This is a genomic window from Niastella caeni (assembly GCF_004834005.1).
Taxonomy (GTDB): domain Bacteria; phylum Bacteroidota; class Bacteroidia; order Chitinophagales; family Chitinophagaceae; genus Niastella; species Niastella caeni.
Genome location: NZ_STFF01000003.1, coordinates 232,622 through 249,995, shown reverse-complemented (window position 1 = coordinate 249,995; position 17,374 = coordinate 232,622). Strand labels below are relative to the sequence as shown.

Genomic DNA, 17,374 nt, shown 5'->3' with positions numbered 1-17,374 from the left:
TAACATTCCTTCCTATTTGTCAAATATATTTTATTATTACGGAATTGTTTATGACGATACCCCCAAATTACGATTGCAACGATCTGTTATGTAAGGTTGTAAACGTCGTAAGCCAAACCAACACGTAATAGAAATCATATGAAAGAAAAAATCATTTTGCTTGCTTCCGCCCTGGCTGCCATAGCCAGTTGCCAGGACGCTGGTTCCGGCAAAACGCCTGCAACAGATTCAGCCGAAGTAAAAACCGGTACTGAAAAAAGTAAATACGTATCCCAACCACTGGTCTCCCATATTTATACCGCGGATCCTTCAGCCCACGTTTTTAATGGGCGGATATACATTTATCCGTCGCACGATACTGCCACCGGAACGCCGGAAAATGATAATGGCGATCATTTCAATATGATGGATTATCATATTCTTTCCATGGATTCGGTAGGCGGAAAAGTGACCGATCATGGGGTAGCCTTGCACATAAAAGATATTCCCTGGGCCGGCAGGCAATTATGGGCGCCCGATGCGGCTTTTGCCAATGGCACCTACTACCTGTACTTTCCTTTGAAAGACAAACAGGATGTATTCAGAATAGGTGTAGCTACGTCAAAAGCGCCGGAAGGGCCATTTGTACCGGAAAAAGAGCCGATCAAAGGCAGCTACAGCATTGACCCCTGTGTGTTCAAAGATGATAATGGTTCACATTACATTTATTTTGGCGGCATCTGGGGCGGCCAGTTACAACGCTGGAACAATAACAAGTACGATAGCGCCGGCCAATTGCGGAAAGCCGATGAACTGGCTATTTTGCCACGTGTAGCCAAACTGGGAGCCGATATGAAAAGCTTTGCAGAACCGGTAAAGGAGATCAAGATCGTGGATGCCGGCGGCAACCTGTTTAAAGAGAAGGATAATGACAAACGATTTTTCGAAGCTGCCTGGATGCACAAGTACAAAGGCAGGTACTATTTCTCTTATTCCACCGGCGATACCCATAACATCAATTATGCCATTGGCGATAGTCCGTATGGCCCGTTTACCTATATAGGTGTATTGCTGGCGCCTGTAGAAGGCTGGACCAATCACCATTCTATTATTGAAAAGGATGGCAAATGGTTTTTGTTCTATCATGATATTGAATTGTCGGGCAAAACGCATTTACGCAATGTAAAAGTGGCTCCGTTGATTTATAATGAAGATGGGACCATTCAGACCATTCATTCGCAGAAATAATTGTTCGATGGTTAGATGGTTTGATTGCCGGAGTATTGGGTTGTTGAATCACTATTTAAATTTCAGACTATAACAATCAAACAACCGGGCAATCCAACCATCTCCCTTGAACTAATTAATGCCAGCCTCCGCCGAGGCCTCTGTAAATATTGATCACCGCACTCAACTGTTGTTGTTTGGTGTCTATCAGCTCAAGCTTTGCTTCCAGCGCATCCCGCTGCGTCATCAGCACTTCCAGGTAATCGGCCCGGGCATTCCTGAACAGATCATTGGAAATGTCGATAGACCTTGTCAATGCATCTACCTGTTTCCTCTTCAGGTCATAATTCTTTTCCAGGTTACTGATATTAGATAGTTGGGTAGAAACCTCGAGGTACGCATTCAGGATGGTTCGTTCATAGTTATACATTGCCTGCAATTGCCGTGCATTGGCATTGTTGAACTCCGCCTTGATCGCATTCCGGTTGATTAATGGTCCGGCCAGATCGCCTGCCAGCGAATACAAAATCGATTCCGGTAACTTCACCAGGTAGGTAGGATTAAATGCCTGCAGCCCTACAGCGGCTGAAATACCCGGCGACGGGTAAAATTCTGCCCGCGCGACTTTTACGTCTAATTTGGCAGCCGCTAATTCCAGTTCTGCCTGTTTTATATCGGGCCGGTTAGCCAATAATTGCGAAGGAATGCCGGAACTAACCTCCGGCGGCAAAGCATTTACAAAATTGCTATTGTCGCGGGTTATTGGCTGTGGGAACCGGCCTAACAGGAAGTTGATCCGGTTCTCCGTTTCCTTTATCTTTTGCATGACCTCGTATTCCATGCTTTGAGACTTCAATACCTCCGCTTCAAATTTTTGTACAGCCAGTTCGGTTACCCGGGTGGCTTCTTTCTGGATCTTTACAATCTCCAATGCATTCTTTTGCAGCCCGATGTTTTGTCGTACGATCACCAGTTGGTTATCGAGCGCCTGTAATTCGTAATAGGAGTTTGCGACTTCCGCGATCAGGTTGGTGAGTACAAAATTTTTACCTTCTACCGTTGATAGATACCTGGTAACAGCGGCTTTTTTAGCATTACGCAGTTTCTTCCAAATGTCTGCTTCCCAATTCGCAAAAACAGCTACGGTAAAATCTCCCAACGGATCGGGCATTTCCTTGCCGGGTTTGATCTCCGTTGATGCGTCACCAGCGCCCTGGCTGGTATACCGGCCCACTTTTTCAACGCCAACACCAGCCCTGGCGCCAACGGTTGGTAGCAACGGCCCCTGTTTGAACCGGATATCATTTCTTGCTATTTCCACTTCCTGCAACGTGGTCAACAGTTCCTGGTTATTTTTTAACGCTGTATCTATCAGGTTCACCAGGTTCTTGTCAGTGAAGAATGTACGCCAGGGAATGGTTCCGGTATTCGTAGTATTCTTGCTGTTATCATAGGAGGCAGGCACCAACCTGTTCTCTATCGCGGTCGTAGCCTCCGGTGCTTTGCAGCCTGCTGCTGCTAAAAACAGGCACAGCAGGCCAATGCATGTATGTATGCTGAATTTAAACATGGTGATCGATTTCTTCGGTTAACGGATTTTCTTCTTCGTTTTTAATAAGCGTATGTTTTTCTGCGATCTTGCCGAATATGTAATACAACCCGGGGATGATCAGCACACCGAATACAGTTCCGAAAAGCATACCGCCTGCTGCTGCAGTACCAATGGTCCTGTTACCCAAAGCACCAGGGCCATGAGCAAAGACCAGTGGGATCAAACCTGCAATGAAGGCGAATGATGTCATGAGAATTGGACGGAACCGCACCCGCGAACCTTCCATAGCCGCTTTCAATACGCTTGCGCCTGATTGGTGCCGCTGAACGGCAAACTCCACGATCAACACCGCATTCTTACCCAACAAACCGATCAGCATCACCATAGCTACCTGTGCATAGATGTTATTTTCGAGGCCCAACCATTTCAGTAACAGGAATGCGCCAAAAACGCCGGTGGGTAAGGAGAGGATCACTGCTAAAGGAAGAATAAAGCTTTCATATTGTGCCGACAGGATCAGGTAAACGAAACCAAGGCAGATAAGGAAGATATAAATAGCCTGGTTGCCCTGCGCCACCTCATCCTTGGAGATCCCGGCCCAGTCTATCCCAAAGCCCCGTGGCAGGGTTTTCTGAGCCACTTCGTTGATGGCCTTAATGGCGTCCCCGCTGCTGTAACCCGGCGCGGCGGCACCGCTTATTTCCGATGCGTTGTACATATTATGCCGCGTGATCTCTGACAAACCATATACCTTTTCCATTTTCATGAATGCCGAGAAGGGTACCATCTCATCCTTATTATTCTTTACATACAGCTTCAGGATATCTTCAGGCAATGCCCTGTACTGCGGAGCCGCCTGCACCATCACCTTATACGGCCGTCCGAATTGAATAAAGCTGATCTCGTAGTTACTGCCCACCAGCGTGGAAAGCGTGTTCATGGCATTATCAATGGTAACGCCTTTTTGCTGTGCAATGTCATTGTCAATTTTAAGAATGTATTGCGGAAAGCTGGCGCTGTAAAAACTGAACACCGATGACAGCTCTTTGCGTTTACGTAGTTCCTGCAAAAATTCATTGCTCACCGTTTCCATTTTTTTGTAATCGCCTGAACCCGCTTTATCCAGCAAACGCAATTCGAAACCACCGGCCGCTCCATAGCCCGGTACCGCAGGCGGTTGAAAGAATTCTATATTGGCGCCTGAGATGTCTTTTGATTTCTCTTCCAGTTCATGAATAATTTCCTGCACAGAATGTTTTCGTTCTTCCCAGCTTTTCAGGTTGATCAAACAGGTGCCCGAATTGGACCCGGTCCCTTCTGTAAGGATCTCATAACCTGCCAGCGCAGAAACGGATTGTATTCCATCAATACCTTCGGCTATTTTTTGCAGTCTTTCTGCTATCTCGTCTGTTCTTTCCAATGAAGAGCCCGGTGGCGTTTGAATAATGGCATAGAACATCCCCTGATCTTCATTCGGGATAAAGCCGGAAGGTACTTTGCCGTTCAGGTACCAGGTGCCGGCGCAAAAAGCGCCTAAAACGATAAACGTGATCAATCTTCTATTAACAATTCGACCCAGCAATTCCTGGTACTTTCCCTGGCCGCGGTTGAACGTGTTGTTGAAGCCGTTCAGGAATTTATTTATGAGGTTTTTCTTTTTGTGTTTTCCGTGCGTATTCTTCAGGATCATAGCACACAACGCCGGTGTTAGCGTAAGCGCTACCACACCCGAAAGAATAATGGCGGTGGCCATGGTAATGGAAAACTGTCGGTAGAAGATGCCCACTGGTCCACTCATAAACGCTACCGGGATGAATACCGCTGCCATTAAGAAGGTAATAGCTACGATGGCCCCGCTGATCTCATGCATGGCTTTTTTGGTAGCCTTCAATGGTGACAAATGTTCTTCTTCCATTTTGGCGTGAACTGCTTCAATGACCACTATGGCATCATCTACCACCACACCGATGGCCATTACCAGCGCAAAGAGGGTAATGAGGTTGAGCGTGATGCCAAAGAATTGCATGAAGGCGAATGTTCCGATCAAAGAAACCGGTACGGCTATGGCCGGGATGAGGGTAGAACGCCAGTCGCCAAGGAACAGGAATACCACCAGGCCCACCAGGATGAATGCCTCCACCAGGGTGTGCACTACTTTTTCAATAGAGGCGTCCAGGAATTTAGACACATCATAACTGATCTCGTAATCCATACCCTTGGGAAAAGTGCTCTCTTTGATCTCCTTCAGCTTTGCCTTTACATTCTTGATTACCTGGCTGGCATTACTGCCGTACGATTGCTTCAACACGATGGCCGCCGACGGTTTACCATTCATGTTAGAATAAATATCGTACATCGAACTGCCGAACTCAATATCTGCAACGTCTTTCAGGCGAAGTATTTCACCATTAGCGCTTGACCGTAAAATCACATTTTCGTATTGCTCTTTTGTATTGAACCTGCCTGAATACTTCAATACATATTCAAACGATTGCGATCGTTTTCCCGAGCTTTCACCGGTTTTACCAGGGGATGCTTCCAGGCTTTGATCGCTCAGCGCTTTCATTACTACGTCGGCAGAGATCTTATACGCCAGCATGCGGTCGGGCTTTAGCCAGATGCGCATGGAATATTCGCGGTTACCGAGGATGTCAGCAAATCCAACACCATCAACGCGCTTCAGTTCCGATAACACGTTGATGTCGGCGAAGTTGAAAAGGAATTTCTGGTCTGCATTGGGGTCAGTGCTGTACAGGTTCACATACATAAGCATGTTAGATTCCTCCCGGGTGATCTTTACACCTTCACGCACCACAAGCGGCGGCAGTTTATTCACCACCGATGCAACCCGGTTCTGTACGTTTAACGATGCTACGTTGGGATCGGTACCGAGGTTAAATACCACCTGGATGTTAGCCTCACCATCATTGCCCGCATCCGATGCCATGTATTTCATGCCCGGAACGCCGTTGATGGCTCTCTCGAGTGGAATGATCACCGATTTGATCATTAATTCCCCATTGGCGCCGGGATATTCTGCTGTTACGTTCACCTTGGGTGGTGAGATAGACGGAAATTGCGTTACCGGTAATCCCGTAATGGCCAACACTCCCAGGAAAACAATGATAAGGGAAATGACTATCGACAGGACCGGTCGCTGTATAAATTTATTAAACATTGATGTCGCTATTAGGATTTACAACTTATTCTGCTTTCAATCGCAAATGATGGATAACTTCTTCCGGTTTTTGGTATTCAAAAGCGATCCTGTCATCGTCTTTTACTTTCTGAACACCTTCAAGCAGAATCCTTTCATTGTCTGAAAGGCCACTTGCCACTACATACAGGTCGGGCATTTCGCCGCTGACAGTAATGTTCCTAGATCTTACCATGTTGTTTTTGTCAACGACAAAAACGTACTTCTTGTCCTGAATTTCGTATGTTGCTTTCTGTGGAATGATCATGGCGTTCTTAACCGGAAGTGTCAACTGTACCTTACCGGTTTCACCATGTTTTAATAGCTTATCGGGATTGGGGAATCTGGCGCGGAAGGCAATGTTTCCTGTTTCATTATCGAATTCGCTTTCGATGGTTTCTACAACGCCTTTATATTGAAGGGGTGTGTTATTGGCTAACAGCAGGCCTACTTTAGTATACCCGCGGCCTTTTGTATTGGTTTCATAGTCGAGGTATTCCGGTTCAGATACATTAAAATAGGCGTACATCTGGCTGTTATCTGAAAGGCTGGTGAGCAATTCACCTTCATCGATCAGGCTGCCCAGTTTCTTGGGTAAGCGGTCGATAGTACCATCGAATGGCGCCCTGATATCTGTGAATGAAAGGTGTAATTTCGCCAGCGACATTTCGGCTTTTGCCTGGTCTACTTTTGCCTGTGCAATTGCCTGTTCATTTTTAGAGACTATATTTTTTTCGGCCAGGGTGGTGGCATTTTGCAATTCTATTTCAGCCGCTTTGGCTTCGGCTTCGGCTTTCAGTAATTCAGCCTCATACATTTTCGGCATGATCTTGAATAACAACTGGCCGGCTTTTACGAACTGGCCTTCATCAACGTAAATATTTTGCAGGAAACCCTTTTCCTGTGCCCTGATCTCGATGTTCCTGACAGACTTTATCTGCGAAACATATTCCTTCGTAAATGAAGTGTCAATTCTAACCGGACTGGTAACAATATATTTACCAGCTTCTTCTTTTTCTTCTTTTGCAGGCTTACAGCTTGTTAAATATACTACAGTGAACAAGCTGGCGAACAAGATAGTTCTTTTCATGACAATAAATGGGTGGTTATACGTTATCGGTTTCAGCTCGCATCAGGACAAAACTAATGACTAGTTTCTGCGGGAAGAATTTATGAAGGGCCCTTAACAAGTCGTTTGCAAAAAGCTAATAAAAAGATCAGCCAGGAAATTGAGTACTGACTGGTTGCCAACATATAACGTGAAAAAATACCGGTACGATTGCGTAAGGAATTGTGAAAATACCCGGGATGTAGTAAATAATTAATAATTTGTGCAGTCGGGAAGGCGTTAGGGAATAAGCATTACACCTAAAAAATATGATCCGACTAATATCAACCTTGCTGGTTTGCCACCTGGCGCTTCATTCATTTGGGCAAATTGAAGAAAAAACATACGCTGTTTTAAAAAGAAGGGATTTCAATGCTTTTAAGCAATTTGCAGGCAGGTTTACTAATGAAAAGGATAAACTTTATTTTTTTGAGAGCAACACGCGTGACCTGGTAGAAGGGTACCAGGAGTCAATTTTTTATATTAAAAAATCATATCCTTTCGACTCCGTAGTGTCTGCTAGTCTTGATCTTCGGATCAACATTATTGCAAACGGGAATTTGATCATCCAATTTTATTTGGAAAGCCAGGAGTTTATAAACTTTCCCGCCAGTTATGATACAAAAGACACCTCGTATACTTTTAGTGATACTGCCAGGCTTGCTGCTTTGAAAGCCAGGTTTCAAAAAAACTTTTTTGCTCCATTGAATGAAAAAGAGTTGTTTGTTGATAGTATATTCTACGGTATAAAATGCGGGCGTTACAAGCAAGAAAGGATAACCGTTCAACAAGCGCAAATAAGGGACTGGGTAAAAAACAGGGATACGACTAATTTGTTTACCTGGTTGCAGTCAACCAATACAGAGAAACAAGTTTATGCGGTTCAGGGATTTCATTCACTCACTCTAATGGGGGTAAAAATAAGTGACAAGGCAAAAAAGCTCATCGAGATTATTTTAAAAAAGAAAGGAACTATAAATACCTGCGGAAGCTGTACAGCAGATTCAATAAAGATCTCGGTTGTTGTTTCTGAGTTCACACAACTATTGGTTGAAAAAACCTTCCCGCATTCTCCATAGTGTGTGAAGGTGGGAAGGTTTTCCTTTAGATTATATAGCCTAATTAGCAGCAGGTGCTGCAGGTTTGGAAAGCAGATCATCGTTGTTCACACCTTTCTTTTTCGATACGTTTTCAGTGAGCTTGCCAAAATTCCAGGTGAGCGCTAATACGCCGGCACGCCTGATGGGCGTATGGATGTTTGTGTTGTAAAAATTCCTGTCTTTCGTAATGCTTTTGAAGTCACGCGTTTTTTCGTAATAGTTCACTGCTCTGAGTGAGATCAGGAGTTTGTCTTTAAATATCTTGTAATTGAATGCCACATTGTGCCAGATATTGAAGGGATACGTTGTTTGAATACTGCGCGGGTCCTGCCATATACCCAAATAACTGCCCACCGTAAATTTTTCGGTGAACTTGTAGCTTGTGCTCAGATTTAAATTGCCCCCTAAACCGCTATTGGATTGCGATGCATCCGCATTGTTTTTAACCGTATTGTAACGGAGTGAACCATTCACGTACACATTCCATCTGGGCGTGATCTTCGTGCTGAAATTCAAGCCAACGCTCCATTGATATTCCTTACCAATATTCAGGCTGGTTGTTTTGGTAATGCCTGTTTGCTGATCAAAAAATGCATACCGCAGTATCTTATTGCCACTGTAACTTCCTTCTACATTGATGCCGGCAAATGTATTTCCGTTGCCATACCGCATTTGCGTGGAAACAGCATGCAACGTTTGCGGGCCCAGATCGGGGTTGCCGGTTGTAATGTTCAGGGAGTCGTTGTTGTAAACAAACGGATTGAGGTCATTGATATAAGGCCGCTGCAATCTTTTGGTATAGGAAACTACCAGGGTGGCGGCTTTGCTCAACTTGTTGGTGAATTGAATGTTTGGCAGTAATGTGGTATAGCTGTTTTCTACATATGTTTTTGATACCACAAAATCTCCCTTTACTTTGGTATGTTCAACCCGGGCGCCAAAACGAAAACTCGATTTCTTTAATTTGAAGTTGTACATGCTGTAAGCGCTGAGCACATCCTGGTTATATTTAAAATAATCTGTGTTGGCAACATTCGGTTTAAACTCGTCTGTTTCGCCATATTTGATCAGGCTTTGGAAGTCGGAGCTGGCGCGGCGCAGAATGGCTTTCAACCCGCCTTCCAGTTTGTCGCTTTTACTGAGCGGTAAAATGTTATCCATCTGAATGGTGTACTGGTTATTGATGGCATAACTGTTATTGATCAAATAACGGTCTGTGCCGGGGTTATCCTGGAAGCTGGTAAGCTGGTTGTCTTGTTTGCCGAACTCGCCCAGAAAGCGCAGGGTGAATTCCTTTTCTTTATTGTTCTTAAAATGTTTTATATAATCGCTCCCTACGTTCACACCGGGATTTTTGCTGGTGTTGTTGAGGCTAAAATAGCTCACTGATGAAGGGGCCGCTTCAAACTCGGTAGTGATGGTTTGATCAGTTACCCTTTTATTCGACCAGCTATCAATATTCGTATACACACTGACCGTATTGAGGCTATCCATTTCAACACTCAATTCTGCATTGCCAAAGCTCCAGGTTTCACTGTTGTATTGTCCGCCGTCAAGCGTTCTTTTGGTGTAAATGTTTTGCGTTGTGGGGATCGTTATATTGGAATTATGCTGTAATACAGGATCGGAAAACCCTTTGTTCATAAAAACGCTAAGGCCGAATTTGCCCAATTTTGCATTCCCGTTCAGGGTAAAGTTATTTATTTTGTCGCTCGTTCTTGAGAAAGTAGAAAGGGTGCCATTATAACCTTTTACTTTTTTCCTGGTAATGATATTGATAAGGCCGCCTATTCCTTCGCCGTCGTATTTGGCGGAAGGCGTTGTTATCACTTCTATTTTTGAAATAAGCGCACCGGGAAATCCTCTCAGCGCCTCTTTTATATTCCGGGCGAACATGGAAGTTTCCCGCCCATTGAGCAACACTTTGAAATTTGATTTTCCGTTTACTTTAATATTATCTTCTCCATCCACCGTTATAAAAGGGGTTTTCCGCAGAATGTCGATAGCCGTTTCTGTTTTGTTAGCCGGGTCATCTTCCACGTTTAATACGGTTTTATCATCCGATTGTTCCACCATCGGTCGCTGGGAAGTGACCACCACTTCTTTCATCATACCAGTTACTTTGGATAGTTGAACCGGATCTATTTGCATATCGCCGGTTGTTGTTGTAACTGTTATTTTGACCTTTTTTTCAGTATACCCCGTATGGGTGAATGAAAGCACATAATTTCCGGTATCCGGTTTGGTAAATTGAAAACGTCCCTGCTCGTTCGATAGAACTGTTTGCAGGGGGTTCGTATTATTAATTTTAAACAGGCGTATTGTTGCCAAAGTTAGTGGCTTACTGCTGTCTGAAACCGTTCCTGATAACTTTAAAGGTGTTTGTGAAAATAATTGCCCGGGCAGCGTAAAGAGAACTGCCTTTAGAATAATAAAGGGAATCAAATTTTTCATGGCTGCTTGGTTGCTGAAGGTTGGGTTCTTGACCTGCAAGATTAACGAATATATTCGTAGGTATTGGATTTATATGATGAACGGCATTTTACGAATAACTTCAATCGGCATTTTCTTAACCTTAGAATTCATCAGCGTACTGGTGATTTATTATATTGTCCCCCCTTTTTAACCAATTACACCCCGGTGTTTCAATCTTCATCTGATTATTTTCATACTATTCATTTACTTAAATTCAAACCTAGTATGAGAATCAGATTGCTTAGTCTACGTTCATTAGCGTTAGTCCTGCTACTTCCTATGTTGTTTTTTGCCAGTTGCAAAAAAGATGTTATACCAGAAAATGCAACAACTGATGCAACCAATTCTTCAGGAGACAGGAAAAACGACAACCTGACAACCGCAAGAGTGCCCGCCTCAGAAACATTGCAAACTTTAGCCAATGGTACATTCATAATTGTTAACCGTAAAAGCGGTATGGCGCTCGATGTTGCCTCGGCTGCAACTGCCAATGGGTCGAACGTGCTGCAATGGGGCGCAACAGGCGGCACCAATCAACGGTGGACACTTACCGAACTCTCCGGCGGGTATTACTCTATTATTGGGGTACAAAGCGGAAGAGCGCTGCAGGTGTACAATGCCGGTACTGCTGATGGCGACAACGTGGATATCCATGATTATTCAGGCGCCAACAACCAGCAATGGCAATTCATTAGCGTGGGCAACGGTTATTACCGTATTGTTAACCGGAACAGCGGCAAAGACCTGGATGTTACCGGTCAATCTGAATCGCCGGGCGCCGATGTTGCCCAATGGGGTTACTGGGGTGGAGAAAATCAGCAATGGGGGTTGTTGAAAATTACGCACAGCGGGCAACTGACCTGGACGTTGACAACCACCGGTGTTCCGGCTGATGTGCAAACCCGGATCACCAATGCCATGAATGCGGCATGCGCCCGTTATAATGCCGGCGCAAACTGGCCCGCCCGTACGTTGACGGTTGAATATAACACGGGTGTTCCTACCGCTGATGGCAGCACCAATGGAAACATTCGGTTTGGGGCGAACACCAGCTATCAGGCAGTGCGCACCGCTATGCATGAAATAGCGCATACATATGGTGTTGGTATTTCGTCTGGCTGGTCTTCGAATATTTCAGGCGGACTTTTTATAGGAACAACCGCTGTGGATGCTATAAGGTCATTTGATGGACCAAGCGCGGTTATCAATACCGGCGGCGGTCACTTCTGGCCGTATGGGCTCAATTATGATAGCGAGTGGTCGGAGGCAGGCGCTTACCGCCATGTGAAAATAGTATGGGCGATGCGGGCTGATGGGATGTAGAAAAATAGCTGGTAGCTAGTAGTGAGTGGCGGGTAGGGGAATACATGGTCAACCAGTTTGAGTTTCATATATAATAGCGAGTCTCAAATAAAATCCTACAAGCTACTTACCACTAGCCACCAGCCATTATTTTTGCTGATGCTTCAATTTGAGATATTGTGCTTCTATCTCTGCTAATATTTTATCATACCCCGCGCGATCGGCAAATGCGTCCGGATTGTAAGCATCGCCTTGTTTTCTTTTTTTGTGCAAACCAAACTGGCTGGCATGCGATGCTACCCACAGATCAAATTGAACTTTTTTCATTGCATCCAGGGTATAAGCAAAATCTTTACTGATCTCAGGATAGCCGGGCATACCAGACATTTTCGTGTCAGTCAGGATCGTAGGCATATTGGCGATTAACACGGTATAACTTTTCTTTTCATCTTTCACCGTTACCAGGTAACTGCAGGAGCCCTGGGTATGGCCCGGATGATGCAACAGTACGAGCTGCGTTCCGCCCAGGCTGATAGTTTCGTGATCCTTTAATAGCCTATCTGCTTTTACCGGCAGGTACATTGGCCCATGGCCTCCCATGTAGTAGTCGGAATTACCGCCATCTGCCAACACTCTGGCATCCTTTTCATCCACCATCATTTTGGCGCCCGTTTGTTTTTTTATAGCCGCCATTCCCGCCACATGATCAAAGTGCGCCTGCGTGGTCAACAGGATCTTTATATCTGAAAATTTGAAACCTAACTGCGCCATATTCTTTTTGATCATGGGCACCGATTCGGCCAGGCCGGTATTGATAAGGATATGTCCTTTAGGCGTAGTGAGCAAATAACAACCCAGATCATAAGTGCCAACATAATACAGGTTCCCGGCTATGCGAAATGGTTCGGTTGAATCGGACCACGCCTTATCATTGAAGGGTAGCGGCGTTAATTTTTGCGCCAGAAGGGAAGTATGGATGCTTAGTAATACGAGTACAGATATTAGAACTTTTTTTTTCATTTGACTAGTGTTTTCGATCATAAATGTAAATGGAAAATTGGAAAGAGATCGTAAAGTGGATATTAAACAAAAAACCCCGACAGTACTGTCAGGGCTTTGCTATAAGGACGGATCTCTTAAAGGGTAGGACCTCCGCTAGCTGGCGGAGCGTTCACTTAATTAAGCTTCACGGTCACGGGTTCCAATCCGGGTGATGCTATTGTTATTTCATAGGCGTTGCTTTTTACCGGCGGTCGTACATATACGATCAACCGGCCGTTTCTCGCTTTCCTGGTGCTGGCCTGGTAATCACCTACATCATGCGCATCACTGTTTTCCAATCCCAGCAGGGTAGCGGGGCCTGTAATGCTTACAGTTATATCGTTGTCGGCATCATATACATATTGGCCTTTTTCATCAACCAGCAATACTTCTAACTGTTGTACACCTGTGCGTTCATTGATCAACGCATCTTTGTATACAGTTGCTTTTATGGCAGACGCCTTGCCGGTTGTGTTCAGGGTGTATTGCGCCGCTTCTTTCCCTTCATTATATCCTTTCACCACCAGTTCACCGGGATGATACATTGTGTTCCACCACAAGGTCCTGTTCCTGGCATCGGCCATTTTTCTTCTGCCCAATGACTGGCCATTTAAAAACAATTCAGCTTCCTCGCAATTGGTGAAACAGTTTACGCGGATGGAATCTCCATCTGTACCATTCCATTTTGGCGCCGCCTGTTTGTGACTCCAGATGCCATTATCCTCTGATTTTGGAATGCGGGCAGTGCCCATGTAGATCATCGGTTTGGTCGTCCAGATACTTTGTCTGAAATAATATTCGGTTTTGGGAAAACCACCGAGGTCTATCAACCCGGCCTGGTTGCTGCGGTTCGGCCATTTACCTGCTTCGCCAAGGTAATCAACGCCCGTCCATAAATATTGCCCTGCCACATAACTATTGTTGTTAACCGCATTCCAGGCACTTAGCCGCATGCCATTTTCACTATCATAAATTACCCGGTTGGGATATTTTTGATGGTCTTCTGCAAAACGGTATTCCTGGTAATTATAGCCTACAATATCCAGGTTGCCGGGATAGCTGGTGGTGTTCGACATCACCACACCAGCCAGCGCCGCGGTAACAGGGCGGGTGGTATCATATTGTTTCGCAACCTGCACCAATTGTTTTGAGATCTCGCCCAGCCTGGTCGCCGGCGGATGCGTGGTATCGTAACCTCTTCCATAGATCTGCGGATTATTGCCAGAGTTAAGTACCGGATGCGTATAGGGATCATTGGGATAATCTATTTCATTGCCGATGCTCCACATTATAATAGACGGACGGTTGCGATTGCGCAGGATCATATCCCGCAGATCTTTATTCGCCCATTCTTTAAAATAAGTATTGTAACCATCTTTACCTGGTTGGCCATTATTCCAACCTTTGATCCATTTGTTCTTTCCTGTTTCCCATTCATCGAACGCTTCATCCATTACAGTGAAACCCATTTCATCGCATAGTCTGTAAATATAATCCGCATGCGGATTATGGCTCAGGCGGATCGAATTGCAACCTGCTGCTTTCAGTGTGCGAAATCTTCTGATCCATACTTCTTCCGGTACCGCCACACCCAACACGCCGGCGTCGTCATGTATACATACGCCCAGCAGTTTGGAGTTTACGCCATTGAGGTAAAATCCTTTCTCCGGATCAAATCGAATGGAACGGATGCCTACTTTGTCAGTCCACTCATCAATTTTTTTTCCGGCCGAAATAACGTTCACCTGTAACGTATACAGGTATGGATTGTCTGTAGACCATAGGGTAGGGTTGGCAACGGTAAAAGCACAGTCGGCCTGCGTTGTGGCATTGGGCGTAGCCAAAATATTTTTTTGTGCGGCGGCCACCTGTTTACCACTTTTGTCAAGGAGCAGGCATTGTACGGTTACCGGTCTGTTTCCTTTGGTGCTGTTGGCTATCGCTACCTGAACGCGGGCATTGGCACGGGTGGTTGACACGGCCGGTGTGGTGAAGGCGACGCCCCATTGATCAATGTGCACCGGGTCTGTTGCTATGAGGTATACATTGCGATATATGCCTGAACCGGTATACCATCTTGAATCGGCAAACGTGGTATGATCAACTTTTACGGCAATGGAATTTTTTAAACCGGGTAGAAGGTATTTTGTTAACTCATATTGAAAAGCAATGAATCCGTTGGGGCGTTTTCCCAGGTAATGGCCATTGACCCACACTTCACTGTTCTTATATACCCCATCGAAGTAAATGAAGACCTGCCTGCCTTTAAATTGCGGCGGTATGGTAAATGTTTTCCGGTACCAGCCAGTACCGCCCGGCAAATAACCTGTGCCGCTTGCCCATTCATTGCTGAAAGGGCCTTCAACCGACCAGTCGTGTGGCAGGTTCACCATTCGCCAGGCTGCATCATTGAAAGAATTTTTTTCAGCATTCGCCTGCTCGCCTTTATGAAACTTCCAGTCTGCATTGAATAATATCTGTTGCCTGGTTTTCTGGGCAAACAGGACCACCGGCAGGGCAAAAAGCAGCAGCGTAAAAAAATGACGGTTCCAGTTCATATCATGATTTAAAAAAATCCAAATCTCAAATCGCAAGAACCCAAAAAGACAAATCCCAAAGCTCAATGTATACTATGGAGCTTTGGGATTTGATTCTTTATGCTTATAATTTTTTAGTTCTTGAATTAGTAACCGCTGTTCTGTGTAATCTTGTTATTGCTGGCTTGTATTTCAGCACGTGGTATGGGCAACCAGTAATGTTTGGTCTCAAACTTACGGCCATCCAATGCCACTTTGGGTGTGTAAGTAAGGGTGCTTCCACTTTTGGTAACGGTGATACCGCCGGCTGGTTTGTTCTCTGTTACGTCGGCAATCTTCCATCTTCTTACATCATAGAAGCGGTGCTCTTCAAACGCCAGTTCAACGCGACGTTCGTACCGGATAGCATCGCGCATTTGCGATTGCGATAAACCGGATGCCAGTGCTGGCATGCCTACGCCTGTTCTTTGACGAACAAGATTAACGGCTGTGCGGGCAGATAAAGTTGAACCGGGAGGCACTACATCTGCACCATAGGCTTCGTTAGCTGCTTCAGCAAAGTTCAACAATACTTCCGCATAACGAATATAGTACCAGGGTTGAAAACCTGCATTGCCCCATGGGTTCTGTAAAGGATAAGCGTCGTTCATGAACTTTTTAAGGTAGTAACCGGTTTTAGAGGTATTCCAGTTATCCGGACCGTCTTTACTGTCTTTACCACCGGGCGTAAACGTTTCAATGGTACTGCCGCGATAGCTGGCGCCATTGTATAATACGGTAGCATAAAGACGTTTGTCGCGGTTTACATATGGGTTGTTAGCATCATAACCTGAAGTGCCATCGGTAATGGGTTTACCATTATCCATTTGATAATCGTCGACCAGGTTTTGCAAGGGCAGGTTACCGCCCCAGCCGCCATAGCTGTTAGGCCCGTTCGCAATTTCAAGGTGCGTATGGCCGGCATTTTTTGTATACAACCGTTCGAAGATGGCTTCGCTGTTGTCGCCATTTAAGAACAGGTTGCCGTAGCCGCCGGTATAAAGGCTGTATTTGTTAAGACTGATAACAGCCTGTGCTGCGGTTGCTGCCGCCTGCCAGGTGCCTGTAGCGTATAACGGGCTTGCTGCATATAATAACAACCTTGCTTTAAGCGCTAATGCGGCGCCTTTGGTAGCACGGCCCAGCAGCCAGTTACCGTCATTGTTCAGGGGTAATGCAGCCGCTGCTTCATCCAGTTGGGCAACAGCGTAATCAATAGATTCTTTCAATGAAGCTCTTGTAAATAAGGCTTCGTCCTGTAAATTATCACCCAGGTTGTATACTTTGTCGCCCATCAATATCACGCCACCATAGTTCCTGATGAGGTCGTGGTACCGGAATGCCCTGATGAATTTCAATTCGCCCAGCAGCTTGTCTTTGTGCGGCTGGCTCATTGTTACTTTCTCTATATTGGTAATAGCGAAATTACACTCCCTGATGCTGCGATAGCTACGTCCCCAGATAGTGCCGGCAATACCTGTATTTTCCGGCGCCAGCAATCCTCTTTGAACCAGCCACGTATTATCATCATTGTTATAAATGGATTCATCGGTGAGCGAGCTCCACATGGCGTATTCGAAACCACGGCCAAAACCGGGGTTGGTGCCATCGCCTTCTTTGTCCTGAAGCCTTATACCCACATACCGGGCATAAACAAAATCTTCAAACAGAAGGGAGTCGCCAAAGATGGCCGCTTCTGAAACGCGATCTGTTGGCGTAACAGTAAGAAAATCTTTCTTGCACGATGTGATCGCTGTTGCGATAACCGTTGTATATAAAATATTTCGAAATGTTGTTTTCATTTGCTCACAATTGAAT

10 protein-coding genes are annotated in these 17,374 nt (G+C 45.3%); 3 read left to right on the top strand and 7 right to left on the bottom strand.

What is annotated here, in order from left to right; translation table 11 throughout:
• Nucleotides 1-138 precede the first annotated feature (138 nt).
• A complete protein-coding gene (locus FAM09_RS12375; RefSeq protein ID WP_136577433.1) occupies nt 139-1,227 on the top strand; it encodes a glycoside hydrolase family 43 protein in 1,089 nt (362 codons plus the stop codon).
• Between the two features lie 115 nt (nt 1,228-1,342).
• On the opposite strand, the gene FAM09_RS12370 is transcribed toward FAM09_RS12375, so the two are convergent.
• Genes FAM09_RS12370 through FAM09_RS12360 form a run of 3 tightly spaced genes read right to left on the bottom strand, consistent with a single transcriptional unit; the run spans nt 1,343 to nt 7,044 of the window.
• Nucleotides 1,343-2,776 carry a TolC family protein gene (locus tag FAM09_RS12370; RefSeq protein WP_136577432.1) on the bottom strand — a complete coding sequence of 478 codons (1,434 nt, stop codon included), beginning with the start codon at nt 2,774-2,776 and terminating at the stop codon, nt 1,343-1,345.
• Nucleotides 2,769-5,936 carry an efflux RND transporter permease subunit gene (locus FAM09_RS12365; RefSeq protein ID WP_136577431.1) on the bottom strand — a complete coding sequence of 1,056 codons (3,168 nt, stop codon included), beginning with the start codon at nt 5,934-5,936 and terminating at the stop codon, nt 2,769-2,771. Before FAM09_RS12365 ends, FAM09_RS12370 begins: the two co-directional genes overlap by 8 nt.
• Nucleotides 5,937-5,961: 25 nt before the next feature.
• Complete coding sequence (locus FAM09_RS12360) at nt 5,962-7,044, bottom strand: efflux RND transporter periplasmic adaptor subunit (protein WP_136577430.1); 1,083 nt, start codon at nt 7,042-7,044, stop codon at nt 5,962-5,964.
• 287 nt (nt 7,045-7,331) lie between these two features.
• Between FAM09_RS12360 and FAM09_RS12355 the strand changes: the two genes are divergently transcribed.
• Nucleotides 7,332-8,141: a hypothetical protein gene (locus FAM09_RS12355; RefSeq protein WP_136577429.1), complete on the top strand. Its 810-nt coding sequence runs from the start codon at nt 7,332-7,334 to the stop codon at nt 8,139-8,141.
• A gap of 39 nt (nt 8,142-8,180) precedes the next feature.
• Here the strand turns inward: FAM09_RS12355 and FAM09_RS12350 are convergent, their stop codons facing one another.
• On the bottom strand, nt 8,181-10,616 hold the full coding sequence (locus FAM09_RS12350) for an outer membrane beta-barrel family protein (RefSeq protein WP_136577428.1): 2,436 nt from the start codon (nt 10,614-10,616) through the stop codon (nt 8,181-8,183).
• 246 nt (nt 10,617-10,862) lie between these two features.
• Between FAM09_RS12350 and FAM09_RS12345 the strand changes: the two genes are divergently transcribed.
• Nucleotides 10,863-11,960 (top strand): RICIN domain-containing protein, encoded by a 1,098-nt coding sequence (locus tag FAM09_RS12345; RefSeq protein WP_136577427.1) that lies wholly within the window; start codon nt 10,863-10,865, stop codon nt 11,958-11,960.
• A 126-nt stretch (nt 11,961-12,086) separates the two neighbouring features.
• Here FAM09_RS12345 and bla read toward each other — a convergent pair whose 3' ends face one another.
• The 3 genes from bla to FAM09_RS12330 form a co-directional block, all read right to left on the bottom strand.
• Nucleotides 12,087-12,959 (bottom strand): subclass B3 metallo-beta-lactamase, encoded by an 873-nt coding sequence (gene bla / locus FAM09_RS12340; RefSeq protein ID WP_136577426.1) that lies wholly within the window; start codon nt 12,957-12,959, stop codon nt 12,087-12,089.
• A gap of 155 nt (nt 12,960-13,114) precedes the next feature.
• Nucleotides 13,115-15,538: a sugar-binding domain-containing protein gene (locus FAM09_RS12335; RefSeq protein WP_136577425.1), complete on the bottom strand. Its 2,424-nt coding sequence runs from the start codon at nt 15,536-15,538 to the stop codon at nt 13,115-13,117.
• A 125-nt stretch (nt 15,539-15,663) separates the two neighbouring features.
• Nucleotides 15,664-17,358: a RagB/SusD family nutrient uptake outer membrane protein gene (locus FAM09_RS12330; protein WP_136577424.1), complete on the bottom strand. Its 1,695-nt coding sequence runs from the start codon at nt 17,356-17,358 to the stop codon at nt 15,664-15,666.
• Nucleotides 17,359-17,374 lie beyond the last annotated feature (16 nt).